The 20,765-nt window shown below is 73.8% G+C and carries 18 protein-coding genes; 11 read left to right on the top strand and 7 right to left on the bottom strand.

The genetic code is table 11. The annotated features are described in order from the left end of the window. The first annotated feature begins 1 nt into the window (after position 1). Positions 2 to 979: a DUF3068 domain-containing protein gene (locus ACFVX6_RS20845; protein WP_389693484.1), complete on the top strand. Its 978-nt coding sequence runs from the start codon at positions 2 to 4 to the stop codon at positions 977 to 979. On the opposite strand, the gene ACFVX6_RS20840 is transcribed toward ACFVX6_RS20845, so the two are convergent. Together ACFVX6_RS20840 and ACFVX6_RS20835 are read right to left on the bottom strand one after the other, a co-directional pair. Next, positions 969 to 3,593, bottom strand: coding sequence for an ATP-dependent RNA helicase (locus ACFVX6_RS20840; RefSeq protein WP_389693525.1), 2,625 nt, complete (start codon positions 3,591 to 3,593; stop codon positions 969 to 971). The two genes, ACFVX6_RS20845 and ACFVX6_RS20840, sit on opposite strands and share 11 nt — an antisense overlap. Positions 3,594 to 3,612: 19 nt before the next feature. Continuing rightward, positions 3,613 to 4,461, bottom strand: a complete 849-nt coding sequence (locus ACFVX6_RS20835) for a class I SAM-dependent methyltransferase (RefSeq protein ID WP_389693482.1) — start codon at positions 4,459 to 4,461, stop codon at positions 3,613 to 3,615. Between the two features lie 358 nt (positions 4,462 to 4,819). On the opposite strand from ACFVX6_RS20835, the gene rpsA reads away from it, so the two are divergent. The 4 genes from rpsA (at position 4,820) to ACFVX6_RS20815 (ending at position 8,723) form a co-directional block, all read left to right on the top strand. Next, positions 4,820 to 6,337, top strand: coding sequence for a 30S ribosomal protein S1 (gene rpsA, locus ACFVX6_RS20830; protein WP_389693480.1), 1,518 nt, complete (start codon positions 4,820 to 4,822; stop codon positions 6,335 to 6,337). A 214-nt stretch (positions 6,338 to 6,551) separates the two neighbouring features. Next, positions 6,552 to 7,490, top strand: a complete 939-nt coding sequence (locus ACFVX6_RS20825) for a PAC2 family protein (RefSeq protein WP_389693478.1) — start codon at positions 6,552 to 6,554, stop codon at positions 7,488 to 7,490. A gap of 99 nt (positions 7,491 to 7,589) precedes the next feature. After that, the gene (coaE, locus tag ACFVX6_RS20820; RefSeq protein WP_389693476.1) at positions 7,590 to 8,198 is read left to right on the top strand and encodes a dephospho-CoA kinase; all 609 of its coding nucleotides are present in this window, start codon (positions 7,590 to 7,592) and stop codon (positions 8,196 to 8,198) included. A 129-nt stretch (positions 8,199 to 8,327) separates the two neighbouring features. After that, the gene (locus ACFVX6_RS20815; protein ID WP_389693474.1) at positions 8,328 to 8,723 is read left to right on the top strand and encodes a tetratricopeptide repeat protein; all 396 of its coding nucleotides are present in this window, start codon (positions 8,328 to 8,330) and stop codon (positions 8,721 to 8,723) included. On the opposite strand, the gene ACFVX6_RS20810 is transcribed toward ACFVX6_RS20815, so the two are convergent. Both ACFVX6_RS20810 and ACFVX6_RS20805 read right to left on the bottom strand, forming a co-directional pair. After that, positions 8,724 to 8,987 carry a DUF6343 family protein gene (locus tag ACFVX6_RS20810; RefSeq protein WP_389693472.1) on the bottom strand — a complete coding sequence of 88 codons (264 nt, stop codon included), beginning with the start codon at positions 8,985 to 8,987 and terminating at the stop codon, positions 8,724 to 8,726. It abuts the gene before it with no gap. Positions 8,988 to 9,063: 76 nt separating this feature from the next. Beyond that, positions 9,064 to 9,708, bottom strand: coding sequence for a hypothetical protein (locus ACFVX6_RS20805; RefSeq protein ID WP_389693470.1), 645 nt, complete (start codon positions 9,706 to 9,708; stop codon positions 9,064 to 9,066). Positions 9,709 to 9,863: 155 nt separating this feature from the next. On the opposite strand from ACFVX6_RS20805, the gene ACFVX6_RS20800 reads away from it, so the two are divergent. The 3 genes from ACFVX6_RS20800 (at position 9,864) to ACFVX6_RS20790 (ending at position 15,693) form a co-directional block, all read left to right on the top strand. After that, the gene (locus ACFVX6_RS20800) at positions 9,864 to 11,201 is read left to right on the top strand and encodes a helix-turn-helix domain-containing protein (protein WP_389693468.1); all 1,338 of its coding nucleotides are present in this window, start codon (positions 9,864 to 9,866) and stop codon (positions 11,199 to 11,201) included. Positions 11,202 to 11,602: 401 nt separating this feature from the next. Next, the gene (locus ACFVX6_RS20795) at positions 11,603 to 14,488 is read left to right on the top strand and encodes a DEAD/DEAH box helicase (RefSeq protein WP_389693466.1); all 2,886 of its coding nucleotides are present in this window, start codon (positions 11,603 to 11,605) and stop codon (positions 14,486 to 14,488) included. Next, positions 14,485 to 15,693, top strand: a complete 1,209-nt coding sequence (locus ACFVX6_RS20790; RefSeq protein WP_389693464.1) for an SWIM zinc finger family protein — start codon at positions 14,485 to 14,487, stop codon at positions 15,691 to 15,693. The genes ACFVX6_RS20795 and ACFVX6_RS20790 overlap by 4 nt, the downstream gene beginning before the upstream one ends. On the opposite strand, the gene ACFVX6_RS20785 is transcribed toward ACFVX6_RS20790, so the two are convergent. Then, positions 15,674 to 16,219, bottom strand: coding sequence for a hypothetical protein (locus tag ACFVX6_RS20785; RefSeq protein ID WP_389693462.1), 546 nt, complete (start codon positions 16,217 to 16,219; stop codon positions 15,674 to 15,676). The genes ACFVX6_RS20790 and ACFVX6_RS20785 overlap by 20 nt on opposite strands. A gap of 34 nt (positions 16,220 to 16,253) precedes the next feature. Between ACFVX6_RS20785 and ACFVX6_RS20780 the strand changes: the two genes are divergently transcribed. Further along, positions 16,254 to 17,060 (top strand): chaplin, encoded by an 807-nt coding sequence (locus tag ACFVX6_RS20780; RefSeq protein WP_389693460.1) that lies wholly within the window; start codon positions 16,254 to 16,256, stop codon positions 17,058 to 17,060. On the opposite strand, the gene ACFVX6_RS20775 is transcribed toward ACFVX6_RS20780, so the two are convergent. Further along, positions 17,053 to 17,736, bottom strand: coding sequence for a DUF2293 domain-containing protein (locus tag ACFVX6_RS20775; RefSeq protein ID WP_389693458.1), 684 nt, complete (start codon positions 17,734 to 17,736; stop codon positions 17,053 to 17,055). The genes ACFVX6_RS20780 and ACFVX6_RS20775 overlap by 8 nt on opposite strands. A gap of 140 nt (positions 17,737 to 17,876) precedes the next feature. Here ACFVX6_RS20775 and ACFVX6_RS20770 point away from each other — a divergent pair, with 140 nt between their 5' ends. Further along, on the top strand, positions 17,877 to 18,266 hold the full coding sequence (locus ACFVX6_RS20770) for a cupin domain-containing protein (protein ID WP_389693456.1): 390 nt from the start codon (positions 17,877 to 17,879) through the stop codon (positions 18,264 to 18,266). Between the two features lie 84 nt (positions 18,267 to 18,350). Here ACFVX6_RS20770 and ACFVX6_RS20765 read toward each other — a convergent pair whose 3' ends face one another. Then, positions 18,351 to 19,796: a WGR domain-containing protein gene (locus ACFVX6_RS20765; protein ID WP_389693454.1), complete on the bottom strand. Its 1,446-nt coding sequence runs from the start codon at positions 19,794 to 19,796 to the stop codon at positions 18,351 to 18,353. A gap of 91 nt (positions 19,797 to 19,887) precedes the next feature. On the opposite strand from ACFVX6_RS20765, the gene ACFVX6_RS20760 reads away from it, so the two are divergent. Next, entirely contained in the window at positions 19,888 to 20,574 is a 687-nt protein-coding gene (locus ACFVX6_RS20760; protein ID WP_389693452.1) for a uridine kinase, read from the top strand. Positions 20,575 to 20,765 lie beyond the last annotated feature (191 nt).

The following is a 20,765-nucleotide window of genomic DNA, read 5'->3' as shown; positions in this document are numbered from 1 at the left end:
CATGCGACGTAGAGCAAGCCTCGTCCTGCTAGCCGTAGCCGTGTTCTGTGCAGCCCTCGCACCGCTGCTGCGCTGGTACGCGTACCCCAGGCTCGCGAAGATCCCGCCGAGCCAGTACCAGGAGATGGTGCTGGAGGCGAAGGACGCGACCCTCGTCGACTACGCCACCATGCAGCCGAAGAAGGTCGACAAGGTCACCATCGTCCAGACCCTCAAGGGCAACGTCGAGGCGTCGAAGGAGATAGAGGCCAGCGCCGGCAAGGACGTCGTGGTCTGGGACACCTTGACCCACATCATGGGCCCGGACGGGAAGATGGTCTCCCAGATCCCCGAGCGCTACATCTTCGACGCCCACAGCCAGGACCCGGTGCACGCCACCGGCGAGGCCGTGGACGGGGACCCGGTCAAGCGCGAGGGCATCGAGTTCAAGTGGCCGTTCTTCACCGAGCCGCGCGACTACCTCTATTTCGACGCGCAGACCCGGACCTCCTCGCCCATCCATTACGTGGGGCCGCGCAAGTTCAAGGGCATGGACGTCTACTACTACGAGCAGACCGTGCCGTGGACGAAGGTCGGGCTGCCGAAGAAGATGCCGTTCGAGGGCATCGACCCGGCGACGTTCGAGCAGACCACCGGAACCAGCCTCTGGTACACGACCAAGGCGATGTTCTGGGTCGACCCGGTGACCGGGGCGCCCGTCAACGCCGAGCAGGAGATCCAGCAGGAGATGCGCGGCGGGAGCCTCGCGGGAAGCGCGCCCGACGGGAAGATCACCGTCTTCGCCGGGCACGTGAAGATCCGCGAGGACTACAGCGACTACACCGTCGACCTGGTCAAGTCGAACCGGGTCATGGTCCTCGGGCTGCACACGTACGCCCCGATCGGGCTGGCGGCCGGCGGGCTCGCGCTCTTCGGGCTCGCGCTCTGGCTGGAGGCGCGCGGCCGGCGCCCCCGCCAAGAGGAGCCGTTCAGCGCTTGAGCCGGGCGTTGGTGTGCCGGGTGGGCTCGGCGGTCGCCGGGTCCTCGGGCCACGGGTGCTTGGGGTAGCGGCCCCGGAGCTCGGCGCGGACGGCGCGGTAGCCGCCCTGCCAGAAGGACGCCAGATCGGCGGTGACCGCGGCGGGCCGGCCGGCGGGCGACAGGAGATGGACGAGTACGGGGACCCCCGCGACCCGGGGGGTCTCGGCCAGCCCGAACAGCTCCTGGAGCTTGACCGCGAGGACGGGCTGCCCGTGCTCGGCCGCGTAGTCGACGCGGATCCGGGAGCCGCTCGGCACCTCGATCCGCTCCGGGGCCAGCTCGTCGAGCCGGGCGGCCTCGCCCGTGGCCCAGGGCAGCAGCCGGTTCAGCGCCTGCCCGGCGTCGATCCGCGCGAGGTCGCCGCGGCGGCGGGCCCGGGACAGTTCGGGCTCCAGCCAGTCGTCGGCCCGCTCCAGCAGCTCCCCGTCGTCCGCCACGTCGGGCCAGGGTGCACCGAGGGTGCGGTGCAGGAATCCGAGCCGGGCCCGGAGCGCCTGTGAGTCCTGGGTCCAGCGCAGCAGGCCGAGCCCCTCGGTGCGCAGTCCGTCGAGCAATGCGGCCCTGACGAGGGCGCGGTCGGGGTCGCGCAGCGGTCGCGCGGCGAGCTCGATGGCACCGAGCCGGGTGACCCTGCGGGCCACGAGGTCGCCGTCCTCCCAGTGCACCTCTTCGCCCTCGAGGAACAGGTGGCCCGCCGCCGTGCGGGCGGTGTCCTCGTCGAGGAGGGCGGCGAGGCGGACACGGGCGGACGCCGAGTGCGGGGGCCTGTCGGCGACTGCGACGGCCAGCCAGGGCGCGCTGCGCAGCCCCGACCCCTCGCCGAGCTCGGCCCCGGTCCCGGAGGCCATGAGGAAGGCCCCCTGGCCCTTGGCCCTGGCGACCCGCTCGGGGAAGGCGAGCGCGGCCACGAGCCCGGCGGCGCCGTCGTCGGGGAGGGAGCCTTCCCCCACCCCGCCCCTTCCGCCCCGGGCCTCGTACGTGCGCTTCGCGCCCGTGCCATCGAACGCCGGGGCCGGGGCGGAGCCCCGGGAATCGGGAAGGGGCGGGGTGGGGGAACGCCCCGCAGGGCTGCCTTCCGCCGCCGCGCGCTCCAGGCGGCGGGCCTCCGCCCGCCAGCGGGAGCCGTACGGGTCGCCGCCCGCGCGGGCACGGCGCCAGGCCGCGGCCAGGTCGTCTCCGTACTCCCGCGGCGGCTCCTCGCTCAGCAGGGCCACCAGCTCCGCCGCCCGCCGGGGCCCCAGCGCGGCGGAGCCGTCGAGCAGGGCCCGGGCGAGGCGCGGGTGCAGGCCGAGCCGGGCCATCCGCAGCCCGCGCGGGGTCGGCCGCCCCGCCGGGGACACCGCGCCCACCGCGAGCAGCACCTCCCGCGCCGCGGCCATCGCTCCGGCCGGCGGCGGATCGAGCAGGGCCAGGCCGGTCGCGTCCGGGTCGCCCCAGCAGGCGGCCTGGAGGGCGAACTGCGCGAGGTCCGCGATCCGGATCTCGGGGGAGGGGTACGCGGGCAGTCGCCCGTCCTCCGCTTCGGCCCAGCAGCGGTACACCGTGCCCGTGGCCTCGCGCCCGGCCCGGCCCGCGCGCTGGCGGCCGGCCGCGCGGGACGCCCGTACGGTGGCCAGCGCGCCCAGGCCCCGGGCGTGGTCGACCCGGGGTTCGCGGGCCAGCCCCGAGTCCACGACGATCCGTACGCCGGGCACGGTCAGGCTGGACTCCGCGACGGCGGTGGACAGGATGACCCGGCGGTGCGGCGCGGGGGACAGCGCCGCGTCCTGGACGGAGGCCGGGGCGCGGCCGTGTATCTGGAGCACCTCCGCGTCGACGGCGCCGAGCTGCCCGGCGACCCGGGCGATCTCACCGACGCCGGGCAGGAAGCACAGGACATCGCCGGAACGTTCCGCCAGCGCCCGCCGCACCACCGAGGCCACGTGCGTCAGCTGCGCCGGATCCACCCTCATCCCGTGCGGCGGCCGCACCGGGCGGGCCGGCGGGGCCCACACGGTCTCCACCGGGTGGGAGACGCCGGCGGCCTCCACGACGGGGGCGTCCCCCAGAACGCGGGCCCAGCCCGCCGCGTCCGTGGTCGCCGAGGCCGCGAGGAGCCGCAGCTCCGGGCGCAGGGTCGCGCGTACGTCCAGGAGGAAGGCGGCGACCGTGTCGGCGTCCAGGTGCCGCTCGTGGCACTCGTCCAGGATGACCAGGTCGGTCCCGGACAGCTCCTGGTCCCGCTGGAGCCGCTGGAGCAGCACGCCGGTGGTGACCACCTCGATCACGGTGGACGGCCCGACCACCCGCTCACCGCGCACCGTGAAGCCCACCGAGGCGCCGACCTGCTCACCGAGCAGCCAGGCCATCCGCCGGGCCGCGGCGCGGGCGGCGATCCGGCGGGGTTCGGCGACCACGACCCGGCGGCGCGGTCCGCCCCCCACCAGCCCCGCCAGCACCAGCGGCACCAGCGTGGTCTTGCCGGTGCCGGGCGGGGCACAGAGCACGGCTGCGCCGTGGGCGTCGAGCGCCGAAGCGAGCGCGGGCAGGGCTTCCCGTACGGGAAGGGAGTCGAGGTCGGCCGTACGGATCACGCGCTGTCCCGTCACCGGCTCAGTCCCGCTCGCACACGAAGATCGCCGTACCGGGGATGAGGTTGCCGCGCAGCGGGGACCAGCCGCCCCACTCCTGGCTGTTCCACGCGGGCCACTCCGGCTCGACCAGGTCGACGAGGCGGAAGCCGCCCGCGACCACGTCCCGTACCCGGTCGCCGAGGGTGCGGTGGTGCTCCACATATACGGCGCGGCCCTGCTCGTCCTGCTCGACGTACGGGGTGCGGTCGAAGTAGGAGGCGGAGACGGACAGCCCCTCGGGGCCCGGCTCGTCGGGGAAGGCCCAGCGGATGGGATGGGTGACGGAGAAGACCCAGCGGCCGCCGGGGCGCAGGACGCGGCGCACCTCGCGCATGACGTTCACGGGGTCGGCGACGAAGGGGACGGCCCCGTAGGCGGAGCAGGCGAGGTCGAAGGAGCCGTCGCGGAAGGGGAGGCGTCCGGCGTCGGCCTCGATCAGGGGGACGTCATCGCCGATCCGCAGGGCGTGCTGGAGCTGGCGGTGGGAGAGGTCCAGGGCGACGGGACGGGCGCCCTGGGCGGCCAGCCAGCGCGAGCACTGGGCGGCGCCGGCGCCGATCTCCAGGACGTCCTTGCCCTTGAGGGAGGAGGCGGGGCCGAGCAGGGCCGCCTCGGCCTCGTCCAGGCCCTCGGGTCCCCAGACGAAGCGGTCGTCGCCGAGGAACGCTCCGTGCTCGCTCTGGTAGTCGTCGGCGTTGCGGTCCCACCAGCCCCGGCTCGCCCGGCTGCTCTCCGCTTCCCCCGCGTCACGCCGCGTGGCCTCGGAATCGTCTTCGGCGGCCGATCCGGCTTCGTACGCCTCTTCGGGGGCGCAGTCCTCTTGGTTCATGGGGCCCGTCGTCGTAGTCTGCGAATGTCTGCGGAAAGCGGGCTGGAAGGGCCATCGGCGCCTGCCTGCCCGCTAATTGTGCCGGTTGTGCGGTGATCCGCCCGGGGTGTGCGCCTTCGCGCATTGACCCTGTCCGGCTGCCCCCGTATGCTACAAGTTGCGCTGCGAGCCTGTGCTCCTCAGACCTAGCAGGCTGCGCTTGTATCTGTTGATGTCCCCTCGGTTTTCGAGGCCCCCACCCCGCACGTCGCGGAACTGGGGCTTCCTTGGCTGTCCGGCTTCTTCGGCAGATGCCGATAAGGGCTCCCGGCGTAGCAGTACCTACGACTTTCTGTCCGTAACCGGAGCCCTTACCCACATGACGAGCAGCACCGAGACCACCGCAACCACCCCGCAGGTTGCGGTCAACGACATCGGCGACGCGGACGCGTTCCTCGCGGCGATCGACGCGACGATCAAGTACTTCAACGATGGCGACATCGTCGACGGCGTCATCGTCAAGGTTGACCGGGACGAGGTTCTCCTCGACATCGGTTACAAGACCGAAGGCGTCATCCCGAGCCGCGAGCTCTCGATCAAGCACGACGTCGACCCGAACGAGGTCGTCAAGGTCGGCGACGAGATCGAGGCCCTGGTTCTCCAGAAGGAGGACAAGGAAGGCCGCCTGATCCTCTCGAAGAAGCGCGCTCAGTACGAGCGTGCCTGGGGCACCATCGAGAAGATCAAGGAAGAAGACGGCATCGTCACCGGTACCGTCATCGAGGTCGTCAAGGGTGGTCTCATCCTGGACATCGGCCTCCGCGGCTTCCTGCCGGCCTCTCTCGTCGAGATGCGTCGCGTCCGCGACCTCCAGCCCTACGTGGGCAAGGAGCTCGAGGCGAAGATCATCGAGCTGGACAAGAACCGCAACAACGTGGTCCTGTCCCGCCGCGCCTGGCTCGAGCAGACCCAGTCCGAGGTTCGCCAGACGTTCCTCACCACCCTGCAGAAGGGTCAGGTCCGCTCCGGCGTCGTCTCCTCGATCGTCAACTTCGGTGCCTTCGTGGACCTGGGTGGCGTCGACGGTCTCGTGCACGTCTCCGAGCTGTCCTGGAAGCACATCGACCACCCGTCCGAGGTTGTCGAGGTCGGCCAGGAAGTCACCGTCGAGGTCCTCGACGTCGACATGGACCGCGAGCGCGTCTCCCTGTCGCTGAAGGCGACGCAGGAAGACCCGTGGCAGCAGTTCGCCCGGACGCACCAGATCGGTCAGGTCGTCCCGGGTAAGGTCACCAAGCTGGTTCCGTTCGGTGCGTTCGTCCGCGTGGACGAGGGCATCGAGGGTCTGGTCCACATCTCCGAGCTGGCCGAGCGCCACGTGGAGATCCCGGAGCAGGTCGTCCAGGTCAACGACGAGATCTTCGTCAAGGTCATCGACATCGACCTCGAGCGTCGCCGGATCTCGCTGTCGCTGAAGCAGGCCAACGAGTCCTTCGGTGCCGACCCGGCGTCGGTCGAGTTCGACCCGACCCTGTACGGCATGGCCGCGTCTTACGACGACCAGGGGAACTACATCTACCCCGAGGGCTTCGACCCCGAGACCAACGACTGGCTCGAGGGCTTCGACAAGCAGCGCGAAGCCTGGGAGGGCCAGTACGCCGAGGCGCAGCAGCGCTTCGAGCAGCACCAGGCTCAGGTCATCAAGAGCCGCGAGGCCGACGAGGCCGCCGCTGCCGAGGGTGCGGCCGCTCCGGCCGCGGGCAGCAGCAGCAGCGCCGGTGCGGGCATCTCGGGTGGTTCGTACTCCTCCGAGGGTGCGGACGAGACCTCTGGCGCCCTGGCGTCGGACGAGGCCCTCGCCGCGCTCCGCGAGAAGCTGGCCGGCGGCCAGAGCTGATCGCAGCAGCGCAGCGTGAGCTGAGCTGATCTTCACCGGTAAGGCCCGTCCCCTCTGGGGGGCGGGCCTTACCGCGTCGTGCGGCCGCGCCGCACGCCGTGCCGAACGTCGGGCCTTCCCGTGAACACCGCCTCGTGAATACCGTCAACTGGGGAATGGTCACGGGTCCTTGAACGTTCTTGCCAGAGAACGCGGCGGAGGAGGAGTGGTGGCGGTGCTTGATCCACAGGGTTTGTACGAATGGGACGCCAAGGGCCTGGCGGTGGCCGACCTGGCGCTCGCCCAGGACTCGGCCGGGCTGGTCATGCTCTACCACTTCGAGGGGTACATAGACGCGGGCGAGACCGGCGAGCAGATCGTCGAGCGGCTGCTCGACACGCTGCCCCACCAGGTCGTGGCCCGGTTCGACGCGGACCGTCTGGTGGACTACCGGGCACGGCGTCCGCTGCTGACCTTCCAGCGCGACCACTGGACGGAGTTCGAGGAGCCCCTGCTCGAGGTGCACCTCGTCCAGGACGCCACGGGCGCGCCCTTCCTGCTGCTGTCCGGCCCCGAGCCGGACGTGGAGTGGGAGCGCTTCTCCGTCGCCGTCCGGCAGATCGTCGAGCGCCTGGGCGTGCGGCTCTCCGTCAACTTCCACGGCATCCCCATGGGCGTCCCGCACACCCGTCCCGTCGGGATCACCCCGCACGGCAACCGGACCGACCTCATGCCGGGACACCGCAGCCCCTTCGACGAGGCCCAGGTCCCCGGCAGCGCCGAGTCGCTGGTCGAGTTCCGCCTCGGTCAGGCCGGGCACGACGTGCTGGGCGTCGCGGCCCACGTACCGCACTACGTGGCGCGCTCCCCGTATCCCGACGCCGCGCTGACCGTCCTGGAGGCGATCACCGCCGCGACGGGGCTGGTCCTGCCGTCGGTCGCGCACGCGCTGCGCACCGAGGCGCACCGCACGCAGACGGAGATCGACCGGCAGATCCGGGAGGGCGACGAGGAGCTGGTCAGCCTGGTGCAGGGGCTGGAGCACCAGTACGACGCTGCGGCCGGCGCCGAGACCCGGGGCAACATGATCGCGGAGCCCGCGGAGATTCCGTCGGCGGACGAGATCGGCCTCGAATTCGAGCGGTTCCTGGCGGAGCGCGAGGGCGAGGGCTAGGGCTGAGGTAGGGCCTCCGGGGCCTCCGGCTGGGGTTGCGGTCGGGGTCCGGTCGGGGGGCTGTACGGGGCCCGGGGCGCGGGGGCTAGTCTGCCCGGCATGTTGAAAGTTGGCCTGACAGGCGGAATCGGCGCCGGCAAGAGCGAGGTCTCGCGGCTGCTGGCGGGGTACGGGGCGGTCGTCGTGGACGCCGACCGGATCGCGCGGGAGGTCGTGGAGCCGGGTACGCCCGGGCTCGCCGCGGTGGTGGCCGCCTTCGGGGAGTCCGTACTGACTCCGGTGGGCGTGCTGGACCGGCCCAAGCTGGGGTCGATCGTGTTCGCCGACCCCGAGAAGCTGCGGATCCTCAACGGGATCGTGCACCCGCTGGTCGGGGCCCGGTCCGCCGAGCTGGAAGCCGCCGCGGGACCCGACGCGATCGTGGTGCACGACGTACCGCTGCTCGCGGAGAACGGGCTCGCGCCGCTGTACGACCTGGTCGTCGTCGTGGACGCGGCGCCCGCCACCCAGCTGACCCGGCTCACGGGGCTGCGGGGCATGGAGGAGTCGGAAGCCCGGGCCCGGATGGCCGCGCAGGCCACGCGGGAACAGCGGCTGGCCGTGGCCACGCTCGTGATCGACAACGACGGGCCGCTGGAGGCGCTGGAGCCGCAGGTGCGCAAGGTGTGGGACGAGCTCACGGCGCGGGCGGCCGGCGGCGGGGCCTGACGCAGGGTGCGTGACGTTTGACGTGTGCTGGTTGACGCGTGCTGGTTGACGCGTGACGCGTGACGTGTTCACGGAATAGCGGGCAGTGCGCGGGGCGTTGAACGCGGCTGTAGAGGGAAGGAACAGACCGTGTCCGACACCACGCCACAGCTCCCGCCGCCGTCGCGGTCCTCGTCGCCCGAGACGCACGTCATCGACTACCGGGCCGCGGAGCAGCTCCTCGCCGCGCGTGATCCGCGCGGTGCGGTGAAGTTGCTCGACTCGGTCATAGCCGCCCACCCGGAGAACACGGCGGCCCGGCTGCTGCGCGCCCGGGCCTTCTTCGCCGCCGCCCAATTGCGGCCGGCGGAGCTGGAGTTCGAGATCGTGTTGGAGCGGGAGCCGGACAATGCCTTCGCCCACTTCGCGCTGGCCCGCACCCACGAGCGCGCCGGACGGCCGGAACAGGCCCGCAAGCACTTCCGCCTCGCGGCCGCCCTGGACCCCCAGCCGGACTACCTGGCGGCGGCCCGCTTCGAGAAGTAGCTACGGCTTGGTGGCCGGGGGCTCGTACGGGGGGACGTCGCGGCCCGGCTGGTAGTGCGGGCCCTGGTGGATGCGGTGGAGCACCACGGCCAGGTCCACGGCCGCGAGCACGGTGACGGCGGCGCAGGCCGCGGCCCACCCGGGCCGGGCGGCGAGCGCGAACGCCGCCGCCCCGGCGCCGGACCAGACCAGCCCCCACAGGCTCAGCCAGAAGCGCAGCCGCAGCGCGCTGCGGGCGGTCACCGGCTCGTTTCCGGTGCGCACGGCCATCACCGCCTCGACGTGTCGCCCACCCGGGCTCCCCCCGTCCCTTCCATAGTCCCACCGGGGGCGCGGTGCGTCAGGGGTTGAGCTTGTTCACGGCCTTGACGGTCGTCTTCTTGAAGGCCGGGAGGGGCGCCTCGTTCAGGTACCCCATCTGCCCCCACTTCACGATCGTCACGGTGGAGCCGTCGCGGCCGATGCCGTACAGGTGGACGCCGGGCTCGGATTCCGGCATGGAGGTGTGCACCCCGTAGACGTGTGCGCCTTCCTCGACGCTGAGCTTCCCGTAGTCCTGCCAGGAGGCCGTACCGCCCGGGGTCTTGCGCAGCCAGTCGGCGGCGCAGGCCGCGACCTTGCGCTCCAGGGCCGCCGCGAGCTTGACGGCCGCGGCGTCGGAGGAGGTGCGTACGGACACCTGGACCGCGCCCGTGTCGAACTCGGTGGAGAAGTCGCGGTACCAGCTTCCGGTGGCGGGGAGGACGCCCTCCACGCAGAACGGCGCGAACTCGGGCAGCCCCTTGGTGACCTTCCCGGCGTACCAGGCGGAGCCGGGGTGCGGGGGCAGGTCGGTGCCGGCCAGGAACCCGGGCGCGGTGACGGCGGCCGTGGAGGTGGTGGAGGCGGCGAGTACGAGGGCGGTGGCGGCGGCCGCGGTGGCCGCGAGGGCGGCGGCGGTGCGGGCGGTGCGGGCGGCGGCGGTGCGGGCGGTGCGTCGGAACATGGTCGGTTCTCCCCGTGTGGTCCGTGCCGGTGCGGCGGTGTGGCGGTGCTTCTGGAGAAGGCTGTACCCCGGCCCGGGCCCGAGCCGACGGTTCGGGACGAACTCGGGACAATGGAACGGCCGTACGCACCGTCAGCTGCGGGAACATCGTTGGCATGGAACGGAACTCCGGGACGGGGAGATCGGCCGAGGCGCAGGCGTTCGCGCGGTCGATGAGGGAACTGAAGGAGCGGAGCGGGCAGAGCTACGGGGCCCTCGCCCGCGTCCTCCACACGAGCACGTCGACCCTGCACCGGTACTGCAGCGGTGAGGCTCTGCCCGCAGAGTTCGCGGTGGTCGACCGCTTCGCCCGGGCCTGCGGGGCGTTGCCGACGGACGCGGTGGAACTGCACCGGGCCTGGCTGCTGGCGGATGCGCGGCGGCGGGCGGTGGCGGTGGCGGTGGAGGTGGAGGTGGCGGCGGTGGAGGCGGCGCCGCCCGTGGACGAGGGGGACCGGGACCCGGAGGTGGTGGCTGCGGACATCGGTGTGCCGGGGGCGCCTGCGCCGCGCCGGACCGGGCGCCGCCTGCTGCTGGCCGGGGTGGCGGCGGCCGCCGTCGTGGCCCTCGGCGTGGGCGTCGGGTGGCTTCCGCAGACGGGCCGGGACGGCCGGGCAGCCCAGGCGGGCCCGACGGTGGGGGCTCCCGGTACGGCTACGGCCACGGGCGGGGCCACGGAGACAGGACCGGCGACCGGGCCGACGGAGTCGGAGGCCGCGCAGGGAACCCCGACCGGTCCCGCGGCGACGCCGACGGAGAGCGGCACGGCGGCGGGTACGTCGGCGGGAGCGACGGGAACGCCGACCGGTCCCGCGGCGACGGGCGGACCCTCGCCGGCCTCCCCGCCCCTGCGCGCGGCCGTACGGTCGCACGTGTGGGCGGCGGGCTGCGACCACGCGTACCTAGCCGAGCCGGCTCCCTCCGCGGTGCCCCCGCCGCCCCTGGAGGCGGACGCGCCCGCGTGGGCGGCGGGGCGGAGGGCCGTCCACGCGGGGACGCAGATCGTGGAGGTCACCCTGCTGGGCACGGGTCCGGACCCGGTGGTCCTGGAGGACCTGGAGGTACGGGTGGTCGGGCGGCGGGCCCCGCTGCGGTGGAACGTGTACGAGATGTCGCAGGGCTGCGGCGGAGGGATCACCCCGGCCGCGTTCACGGTCAACCTGGACGCGCCGCGCCCGCTGGCGCGGCCGGTGGCCGGCAACGACCAGGGGGAGAAGATCGAGGCCCCCGCCTTCCCGCTCAAGGTCTCCGCCACCGAACCGGCCGTCCTGCGGGTGGTGGCGAGCAGCACCGGATGCGACTGCGACTGGTACCTGGACCTCCGCTGGAGCGCCCCCACCGGCTCCGGCACCCTCCGCCTCGACGAGTCCGGCCGCCCCTGGCGCATCTCCGCAGCCTCCCCGGACCGTCCGGTCTACGGCTACGCCCACGAACGGGGCCGCTGGAGCCGCTGAACGGCACCGCGGCCGGTGCGGCTGCGCCGTCGGCCCGGCGCAGGGTCCGGCGGGCGGGTGTGGGTGGCGCGCCCTGCGGGGCTGTCCCCTACCCGCCCTTCCCCCGTTCCCCGGGCTCGGCCGGACCCGTTGCCGGGTGCGGCGCCGGTACCGGGGGTCCGGGGCGCAGCCCTGGGGAACGGGCCAAGGGCGGGTAGGGGACTCCGCCCCGCAGGGCCTACCACCCGCACCCGCCCACGGCGCCGCCGGGTCACCGCGCCGCCGGAGCCCCCGAGCTTTGGGAAACGTGCAGCTCAGTGGGATTGTCAGTGGGCCCGCCTAGACTCGGTGGCAGAGGGGATTCGTCCGGCCGCGAAGGTCACGGCGGCCGCGGGGAGGGCGAGAGGGGGAGCACGATGGACATGCCGACGACGTCGCGCGCACCGGGGCAGCCGGCCGTGACCGTGTCCGCTCTGCCGCGGCACGCCGCCGTGTTCCTGCCCGCTGCCGTGCCCCGCGAGAGCCGCATCGCGTTCTGGGCCCCCGACGGGGACCCCCTGCCCGCCGAAGGCGTCCCGGCCACGCTTCAGGTGGTCCGTCCCCATGGCGAGGGCATCCGTACCCGCACGGTGCCCGCCGTCACGCTGACGGTCACCGCCGCCCTGCCCGTGCTCGTCCGCGCGGTCCGCGCGGCCCGCGGGCCCGCCACGCATCCCGCGACCCGCGCTTGGGGGACCGCCGCCGTCCAGGCGCTGTCCCTCGTCGCGCGGGGCCGTCTGCTGCCCGGGCTGACCCCAGACGGGGTCGACGCCTGGCGGGCCGGGCCCCTGGACGCCGAGGACATCGCGCATCTGCGCGCGGTCGCCGCCGCCCTGCCCCACGAGGGGTACGCCACACCGCTCGCCGGACGCCGCCCGCTTCACCTGCCCGAACCGGAGGCGCTGGTCAGGGCGTTCCTCGACGCCGTCGCCGACAGTCTGCCCCGGACCCCCGCGGCCCCCTTCGCCGCGGGCCGGCCGTTCGCGGCCCGCGAGCCGCAGCAGGTCCCGGGGATACGGGACTGGGCCGCGCAGGTCGCCTCGGGCGCGGACACCGGAGTCGGGATCTCGCTCCGCCTCGACCTGTCCTCCTTCCGCCTCTTCGACGAGGCCGAGAGCGGCACGGAGCCGGAGGAGGACGTGCGCCGCGCCGGGGCCGCAGTCGTCCAGGTCCACAGCCTCGCCGACCCGACCCTGGTCACGGACGCCGCGATGCTCTGGGCGGGCGCCGCCGCGGCCGGGTTCGGACCCCGCGCCCGGATCGACGCCGTCCTCGCGCTGCGCCGGGCGGCCCGGGTCTGGCCGCCGCTGCTGCGGCTGCTCGACCAGCAGGTCCCCGATGTCCTGGCCCTGTCGGACCCCGAGCTCGAAGACCTGCTGGGCCGGGCCGCGACCCGGCTGGCGGAGGCCGGAGTCCTGGTCCACTGGCCGCGCGAGCTGGCTCGTACGCTGTCGGCGACCGCCGTCGTACGGTCCACCGCGCCCGGTTCCGCCACCGACGGCACCGCGTTCTTCGATGCCGAGCACCTCTTCGCCTTCTCCTGGGAGCTGGCGCTCGGCGGCGATCGGCTCACCCCGGGGGAGATGGACGCGCTCGCGCAGGCCCACCGGCCCGTGGTGCGGCTGCGCGACCAGTGGGTGCGGGTCGATCCGGAGCTGGTGCGCAAGGCGCGCAAGCGGGAGCTGGGCCTGCTGGACCCGGTGGACGCGCTGGCCGCAGCACTGACGGGGACGGCCGAGGTCGAGATCGAGGGGGAGTCGGTGGCCGCGGTTCCCGTGGGGGCGCTGGCCGCCCTGCGGGACCGGCTGACCGGGGAGCTGGCACCGCTGCCCCAGCCGGCCGGGCTCAAGGCCACCCTGCGCGACTACCAGGCGCGCGGCCTGGCCTGGCTCGACCTGATGACCTCGCTCGGACTGGGCGGCTGCCTCGCGGACGACATGGGCCTGGGCAAGACCGTCACGCTGATCGCGCTCCACCTGCACCGCGACCGTCCCGAGCCGACGCTGGTGGTCTGCCCGGCCTCGCTGCTGGGCAACTGGCAGCGGGAGATCGAGAGGTTCGCCCCCGGCACGCCGGTGCGCCGCTACCACGGCGCCGGCCGCAGCCTCGAGGGGCTGGCCGACCAACCCGCCGGGGGATTCGTCCTCACCACCTACGGAACCATGCGCGCGGGAGCGGCCCGGCTGGCCGAACAGCCCTGGGGCATGGTCGTCGCGGACGAGGCCCAGCACGTCAAGAACCCGCACTCGGCGACCGCAAAGGCGCTGCGCACGATCCCGGCGCCCGCCCGGGTGGCGCTGACCGGCACCCCGGTGGAGAACAACCTCTCCGAGCTGTGGGCGCTCCTCGACTGGACCACGCCCGGACTGCTCGGCCCGCTCACGGCGTTCCGGGCCCGGCACGCCCGGCCCGTGGAGCACCAGACGGAGGAGGACGGGGGCAACGAGGCGGCGGTCGCCCGACTGGCCGCGCTGGTCCGGCCGTTCCTGCTGCGGCGCAAGAAGTCCGATCCCGGGATCGCGCCCGAGCTGCCGCCGAAGACGGAGACCGACCACCCCGTGTCCCTCACCCGCGAGCAGGCCTCCCTTTACCAGGCGGCGGTCGACGAGGCGATGGCCGTGATCGGCGCGAGCGAGGGAATCGAGCGGCGCGGCATGATCATGAAGCTGTTGGCCTCGCTCAAGCAGATCTGCAACCACCCGGCGCAGTATTTGAAGGAGGCGGAGCCCCGGATCGCGCACCGCTCCGGGAAGCTGGCCCTCCTCGACGAGCTGCTCGACACGATCCTGGCCGAGGGCGGCTCGGTCCTGGTCTTCACGCAGTACGTGACGATGGCCCGCATCATCGAACGTCATCTCACCGCCCGCGGGATCTCCCACCAACTGCTGCACGGGGGCACGCCCGTGCCCCGCCGCGAGGAGCTCGTGGACCGCTTCCAGGCGGGCGAGGTCCCCGTGTTCCTGCTCTCCCTCAAGGCCGCGGGCACCGGCCTCAACCTCACCCGAGCCGGGCACGTCATCCACTACGACCGCTGGTGGAACCCGGCCGTCGAGGAACAGGCCACCGACCGCGCCTACCGCATCGGCCAGACCCAGCCCGTCCAAGTCCACCGCATCATCGCCGAGGGCACCGTCGAGGACCGCATCGCCGAAATGCTGGAGGCCAAGCGGGCGCTGGCCGATGCCGTCCTCGGCTCCGGCGAAACGGCGCTGACCGAGCTCACCGACCGCGAGCTGGCCGACCTCGTCTCCCTGCGCAGGCCCGGATGATCACCGCGCGGGACGACCGCCGCCGCACCTTCGAGACCGTGCCGCCGGGGCTGGAGGCCGTCAGCTGGTGGGGCCGGGCCTGGGTGTCCGCGCTGGAGGCGGTGGCCCACGACGGAGCCCGCCTGACCCGGGGGCGGACGTACGCCGCCGAGGGGCACGTCGACGCCGTCACGATCACCCCGGGCCGGATCGTGGCCTACGTACGGGGCAGCCGGCCGCGGCCGTACCGCACCGAGCTGTCCCTGCCCGCCCTCTCGGACGCCGAGTGGAGCGAGCTGCTGGAATCGGTGGTGGCCGATCCGACGGCGCTCGCCGCGCTCCTGGAGCGGGAGGTCCCGGAGTCACTCTCCGAGTCGGTCCTGCCCGGTGCGGGAGAGCTCGTGCCGCGCTGCTCCTGCCCGGACGTCGGGCGTCCGCCCTGCAAGCACGCCGCGGCCCTGTGCTACCGCGCGGCCCGGCTCCTGGACTCCGATCCCTTCGTCCTGCTCCTGCTGCGCGGCCGCGGTGAGCGGGAGTTGCTGGAGGAGCTCACCCGGCGCAATGCCGCCCATGCCGCGCGCGAACAGCCCGATGAGGCGCCGGACTTCCCCGGCGTTCCGGCCCGTGCCGCGCTCGTCCGCACCGTCCTGCCGCCGCTGCCCGCTCCACTGGCGGCGCCCTCCGCCGTCGGGATGCCGCCCGCGTATCCGGCCGACCCGGCGGCCCCGGACCCGCTCGCCCTGGACCAGCTCGCCGCGGACGCGGCCGCCCGCGCCCTGGCGCTGCTGCGCACCGCCGAGGATCCGATGGCCGGACTGAGCCGCTGGCAGGACGCCGTCCGGTTGGCCTCGGCCCACCCCACGGCCGGGCTCACCGGCGCCGCCCGCGCCCTCTACCGCGAGCTGGCCCGCGCCACGGGTCGCAGCACCACCGACCTGGCCCGGGGGGCGGCAGCCTGGCGGCAGGGCGGTCTGCCCGCCCTGCTCGCCCTCGAAGAGCCCTGGGACCCGCCCGCCGGCCCCTTCGACCGGGCCCGCCCGGCGCTCCTCGCCGCCGCCCAGGGCTCGTTCCGCCCCGACCGCAACCGGCTCACGGGCACCGGCCGGCAGCTCCGGCTCGGCCGGGACGCCCTCTGGTACTCCTACGAGAACCGCCTGGGCGACGACGACTGGTGGCCCACGGGCCGCCGCCCCTCCCCGGACCCGGTCACGGCCCTGCTGGGCTGAGCCCGGCCGCCCAGCGCTCGAGGGTGGCGAAGTCCTGCGGGCGCAGGCCGTGGCGGGGGTGGATGCGCAGGAGCAGGGCCGGGGCCGGGTGGTGGGCGGAGACCCAGGCGCGGTCCCGGTGCGTGATCATGTCGTCGACCCAGGCGAAGGGCCGGCCGGCCGCCCATTCCAGGAGGGGGCGGGTCTTCCAGAAGAGGCCGTCGGGGTCGCGGGTGAAGGGTTCCGGCCATTCGATGACAGGAAGATCAGCGGGTAGTCCGATGTGCGGGGAGATCAGCGTGTTGGCCTCGTGCGTCCAGGCGGTGGCCCAGGCGAGTTCGTAGGGCAGGGCCAGCAGCCGGGCGCCGTGGGTCGGGTGCAGGCGCACCCGCAGCCCGCGCCTGGTGCTGCGGGATTCCGGTGCGCGGTAGGACAGCCAGATGCTCGGACGCATCCGGTGGCTGGTGTATCCGCGGAGACCTGCGAGGCGGGACCGGAACGGATTGAGGGGGCCGTCCACGTCGAGGAGGAGCAGCGGGCGAGTCATGAAGTAGGGATTACCCAGTACACGATGGAGTGAAATGCCTACCGGCGCTATAACCCGAATGGGGTTACGGCGTTGTTTCCGGTACGGGTGCAAGGCCCGTGGACCCTTCCGGAAGGCAGGAAATCTGATGCGTCACAGTCGTCGGAATGGCTTGATCGCGGCGGTGGTTGCGGGGGGTGGACTCGCGGTCGCGGGTGCGGGCGGCTTCGCCCATGCCGATGCGGAGGCGGGCGGACAGGCCGTGCGCTCGCCGGGGGTGCTGTCGGGGAATCTGCTGCAACTGCCGGTGCACGCACCGGTGAACGTGTGCGGGAACACCGTAAGCGTGGTCGGCGTGCTCAACTCGGCCGCCGGGAACCGGTGCGCCAATGCGGACCAGGGCGCCGGGAAGCCGGGTCATCCCGGGCCGCGGCCGTCGGACCCCTCGAAACCCGGCGCCGGAAACGGTGCGGGGAACGGCGGCCAGAGCGGGCACGGCCGGGGTGCGGTGGCCGATGGGCGCGGAAAGGATTCTCCGGGGCTGTTGTCCGGCAACGGGCTCCAACTCCCCGTCGACGTACCGGTCAACATCAGCGGCAACTCGGTGAGCGTCGTCGGCGTCGGCAACTCTTCCGTGGGCAACACCTCCGTCAACGGCTCGACCCCGGTCGTCGGCAAGCCCGTCCAGCCGCCCGTCCAGCCGCCCGTCGCCGTACGGCCGGTCACCCCGCCGGCCCCGCCCCGCAGCCACCCCTCGGCGCTCGCCCACACCGGGGCCGAGGGCGCCGGCTACTTGCTGTCCGGCGGCGGCGCCATGCTGCTCGGCGGAGTGCTGCTCTACCGCCGGTTCCGGCTCAACTAGCCTGCGCGGGCGTGTCGGAGGCGTCCGAGGCCGCCCGCCAGCCGTCCAGGATCGCGTCGATCCGGGGCGCCAGCCGGGCCCGGGCCGCGAACCGGGGCACGCCCCCCATCAGCAGGGAGTCGTACTCGGTGTCGAGGTGCCGCACGGCCGCCCGTACCGCCGCGTACACGGCCGGCGGGTCCAGGGCCCGGCCCGCCGCGCTGCGGCCCACCCGACCGCTGCCGCGCACCGAGGCGTGCGCGGCGATGGCCCGGGCCCGGTCGGAGGGGCACCCGGGGAACAGGCGCAGGATCTCGGCGGCGAAGGCCGCCGTGAACCGGGTGTCCTCGGCCGCCCGGCGCAGCCGGTCGCGCTCCCGGCGGCGGGCCCGCGCCTCGGCGTCCGCGAGGCAGGCGCGCTCGGCTCGGGCCAGGGCGGCGTCCTCGACGAGGATTCCCATGCGCTCGTAGTGGCGGCGGCGCCGGTGGAAGCGGACCACCACGGCGGACAGCGAACTGGCTTCGTGGGCCCGGCGGGTGAGGGCGGTGTCGCCGCGCGGAAGGTAGACGAGGTGTCCGAGGTCGGCGCAGTCCAGGCAGCGGGGCACGCCGGTCTCGCGGACGAGGCGGCGCAGTGGTCCCTGCCTGCACTCCGCGCAGTGGATCTGCTTCGTCGACTCGAAAACGACCAGGCTCATGTCGAAGTGATACCGCCGTTCAGGCCGTATATCACCTTGTACGTATGGGTACTTGCGGTTTCACAAAGTCTTCCCTGACCTCATGGTGTCCTCCTACCGTGAGTCGAGTGGGCCGCGTCCGGTCCATGGAGGAGGGAAACATGGCTGGACGGCAGGCGACGGCCGGGCGCCCGAGGACTGCGGGCCGGCGCCCGAAAGCGGAGGTGGCCTCCGACCTCGTGGTGAGAGAGGTCGAGATAGAGCCCGGCGGCTGCACCGGCTGGCACTACCACCGCGTCCCGCTGATAGCGGTGGTCAAGTCCGGCACCCTGACCCGGATCCTGAGCGACGGCACGGTCGAGGTGCATCACACCGGCACCAGCTTCGTCGAGCCCGCCGGGCGGCGCCACGTCCACCTCGGCCGCAACCTCGGCAGCGAGCGGGTCGTGCTCTGCGTGACCGCCGCCCTGCCCGAGGGCGACCCCTTCGCGCTTCCCGCGAAGGCCCCCTCCGGGGCCACGCCCTGCGCGTGCCCCACGCGGACGCGGTGAGGGCCGATGCGGTGACCCCGCCCCCCCTTGAGCGGTGACCCCGCCCCGTGAGCGGTGACCCCGGCCCGTGAACCGGGTCACCGCTCAGACGAGTCGGCGGATCTCCCCGCGCACGCGGTAGAAGCCTCCGGCCGCCGGGTGCAGGCCGTCCACCACGTACCGGGCGCCGGGCTCCCGTATCCCGCGCGGGAACTGCACGTTCCAGGAGGGCTCGAACCCGCCCGACACCACCTGTACGCGCATCCGCTGGCCCTGCTGCACGCACTCCACGACCACACCGCCCGCGGGCACCGAGGCCACCGACACCGTCGCCACCGCGGAGGGCGTGGCGGCCGGGGTGAAGACGGGCAGGGCCGCCGCCGACTTCACGTCCACGGCCGTCGGCACCGACCCCTCCCGGGCGGCCGCGATCGCGGCCTCGCTCGCGTCCACGCACACCAGCGAACCGTCCGTGGTCACCAAGTACAGCCGCTCGTCCAGATACTGCATGGACAGCGCGGCCCCGCTGCCGGTGCCCAGCTTCCACAGCCGCCGCCCGTCGGCGTCGAAGCAGTACACGGACGACGCGAGGTCGCCGGCGAAGACGTGCCGGCCGTCCGGCGAGGTCGCGCACGAGTAGACCGCCGCGTCGCACCGGTACGTGGCCTCCAGGGCGCCCGTCGCCTTCGACAGCCGCTGCACGGTGTTGCGGCCGGTTCCCGCGTACACCGCGTGGTCCTCCTGCCAGCCGAACAGCACCGACCCGTCGGTCTGCGTGTGCCACAACTCCCGCCCGCCGTCCGGGGCGTAGGCCGTGACCCCCTTGCCGTGGCCGTGGTAGACCGCCCGCTCGTCCGCGCGCACCATCCACGCGTTCGTTCCGGCCGAGCGCCGCGACCACTGGAACTCGTCCTCGTGGTCGATGACCGTCAGCCCGCCGTTGCGGTCGGACACGTTCAGCACGCCCTCGCGGATGTCCAGCCAGAAGATGTCCACGTCGGCGGCGATGTCGTACGCCCCGAACGGCACCTTCGAGGACAGGTCGTACACCGTGCCGTCGTCACAGCCCGCGTAGATCCAGAACTCGTCGGCCACCAGGCACTTAACCCCGTCCGGCAGCGAGTACCGGGCGAGCACTTCACCGTCGTGGCTCACCGTGTAGACGTCCCCGGCCTGGTTGCCGACCCAGCAGCGGTCCTCGTCCACGTGGATCCCGAAGGCGGAGGACCCCGTACGGAACCGCCACAGCACCGGGGCCGTCGCGCGAGCGGTGGACGGGGTCGAGGTCACCTGGCGGCGCGTCACCGACCGGGCCGCGCGGCCTCCCTGCACCGCGGGGGCGTAGCCCTTGCGGACCTTCTCCCCGACCTTCTTGGCGGCGGCGGCCCGTGCCTTCTCGATGGTCGGGAAGGAGGAGCTCTGCAGCTGGCCGTCCGCGCCGATGCGGCCGTACCGCACCGAGACGGAGGTCCCGTCGACGGTGACCTCGTAGAACTTGTGGGCACCGCCGTCCTCCTGGGACAGCTCCAGATACGTCGTCTCCCGAGCCATGACAGACCCCTCCCCAAGGCCGGGCCGCCGGCCCCTGTGCGCCGGTGATCCCTCCTGAAAAACGTTAGGGGGCACCACTGACAATGGGCTGGTGCAGCTGGAAGCGATCACATGGCAGCGGATGGCCGAGCGGCTCGCCGGTCACCTCGACGACAACGAACAGGACAGCGGCGAGGACGGGGGCGAGGGCGGGAGCGGCCCGGAGGGCCGATGGCGGCGGGTGGGCATCGACGGGGCGCCCGCCGCCCGCACCGGCGTGCTCGCCGCGGAGCTGGCCGACGCGCTGCGCCTGCGCGGGCGTTCGGTCCTGGTGGTGGCGGCCGAGGGCTTCCTGCGCCCGGCCTCCCTCCGCTTCGAGTTCGGGCGCGAGGACGTGGACTCGTACCTCGACGGCTGGTACGACACGGCCGCGCTCTGGCGGGAGGTCTTCGGCCCGACCGACCCCGGCGGCACGGGCCGGGTGCTGCCCGACCTCTGGGACCCGGTCACCGACCGGGCGACCCGCAGCCCGTACGCCGAACTGCCGCCCGGCGGTGTGCTGATCGTGCACGGGCCGCTGCTGCTGGGCCACTGGTTCCCCTTCGACCTCAGCGTCCACATCGGGCTCTCCCCGGGCGCACTCGCCCGCCGCACCGAGGAGTCCGCCCGCTGGACCCTCCCCGCCTTCGCGCGCTACGAGGCCGAGACCGGCCCGGCGGACCGGGCCGACGCCCTGGTCCGGGCCGACGATCCGCGCCATCCGGCCTGGACGGGCCTGCGCGGAGGGGGCACCGGCTGACCGCACGAGGCCGCCGCGCGCACCTCTGGCGCACCTCCGCGTGCACCTCCGCGAACCCCGCCCCGTCACGGAGGTCCGGGAACCGCAACAGGGGGATTCCGGCACGGTGACGATCGGTTCCGGCCATCGCTCCGGCCGGAACCGCGCGCTACGTTGACGGCACGCTTCGACGGCGGCCACTCCGGTGGCGC

Origin of the sequence: Streptomyces sp. NPDC058289, from assembly GCF_042880975.1 — a bacterium.
GTDB classification, from domain to species: Bacteria; Actinomycetota; Actinomycetes; order Streptomycetales; family Streptomycetaceae; genus Streptomyces; species Streptomyces stoeckheimensis.
Note: the sequence above shows the minus strand (reverse complement) of the source record. Positions and strands in the feature narration are given on the sequence as shown.

What these genes read in the sequence shown, in the direction of transcription:
- ACFVX6_RS20845 (WP_389693484.1), top strand. Translation starts at nt 2, where the DNA reads ATGCGACGTAGAGCAAGCCTCGTCCTGCTAGCCGTAGCCGTGTTCTGT.
- ACFVX6_RS20835 (WP_389693482.1), bottom strand. Translation starts at nt 4,461, where the DNA reads ATGAACCAAGAGGACTGCGCCCCCGAAGAGGCGTACGAAGCCGGATCG.
- rpsA (WP_389693480.1), top strand. Translation starts at nt 4,820, where the DNA reads ATGACGAGCAGCACCGAGACCACCGCAACCACCCCGCAGGTTGCGGTC.
- coaE (WP_389693476.1), top strand. Translation starts at nt 7,590, where the DNA reads ATGTTGAAAGTTGGCCTGACAGGCGGAATCGGCGCCGGCAAGAGCGAG.
- ACFVX6_RS20805 (WP_389693470.1), bottom strand. Translation starts at nt 9,708, where the DNA reads ATGTTCCGACGCACCGCCCGCACCGCCGCCGCCCGCACCGCCCGCACC.
- ACFVX6_RS20800 (WP_389693468.1), top strand. Translation starts at nt 9,864, where the DNA reads ATGGAACGGAACTCCGGGACGGGGAGATCGGCCGAGGCGCAGGCGTTC.
- ACFVX6_RS20795 (WP_389693466.1), top strand. Translation starts at nt 11,603, where the DNA reads ATGCCGACGACGTCGCGCGCACCGGGGCAGCCGGCCGTGACCGTGTCC.
- ACFVX6_RS20790 (WP_389693464.1), top strand. Translation starts at nt 14,485, where the DNA reads ATGATCACCGCGCGGGACGACCGCCGCCGCACCTTCGAGACCGTGCCG.
- ACFVX6_RS20785 (WP_389693462.1), bottom strand. Translation starts at nt 16,219, where the DNA reads ATGACTCGCCCGCTGCTCCTCCTCGACGTGGACGGCCCCCTCAATCCG.
- ACFVX6_RS20780 (WP_389693460.1), top strand. Translation starts at nt 16,254, where the DNA reads ATGCCTACCGGCGCTATAACCCGAATGGGGTTACGGCGTTGTTTCCGG.
- ACFVX6_RS20775 (WP_389693458.1), bottom strand. Translation starts at nt 17,736, where the DNA reads ATGAGCCTGGTCGTTTTCGAGTCGACGAAGCAGATCCACTGCGCGGAG.
- ACFVX6_RS20770 (WP_389693456.1), top strand. Translation starts at nt 17,877, where the DNA reads ATGGCTGGACGGCAGGCGACGGCCGGGCGCCCGAGGACTGCGGGCCGG.
- ACFVX6_RS20765 (WP_389693454.1), bottom strand. Translation starts at nt 19,796, where the DNA reads ATGGCTCGGGAGACGACGTATCTGGAGCTGTCCCAGGAGGACGGCGGT.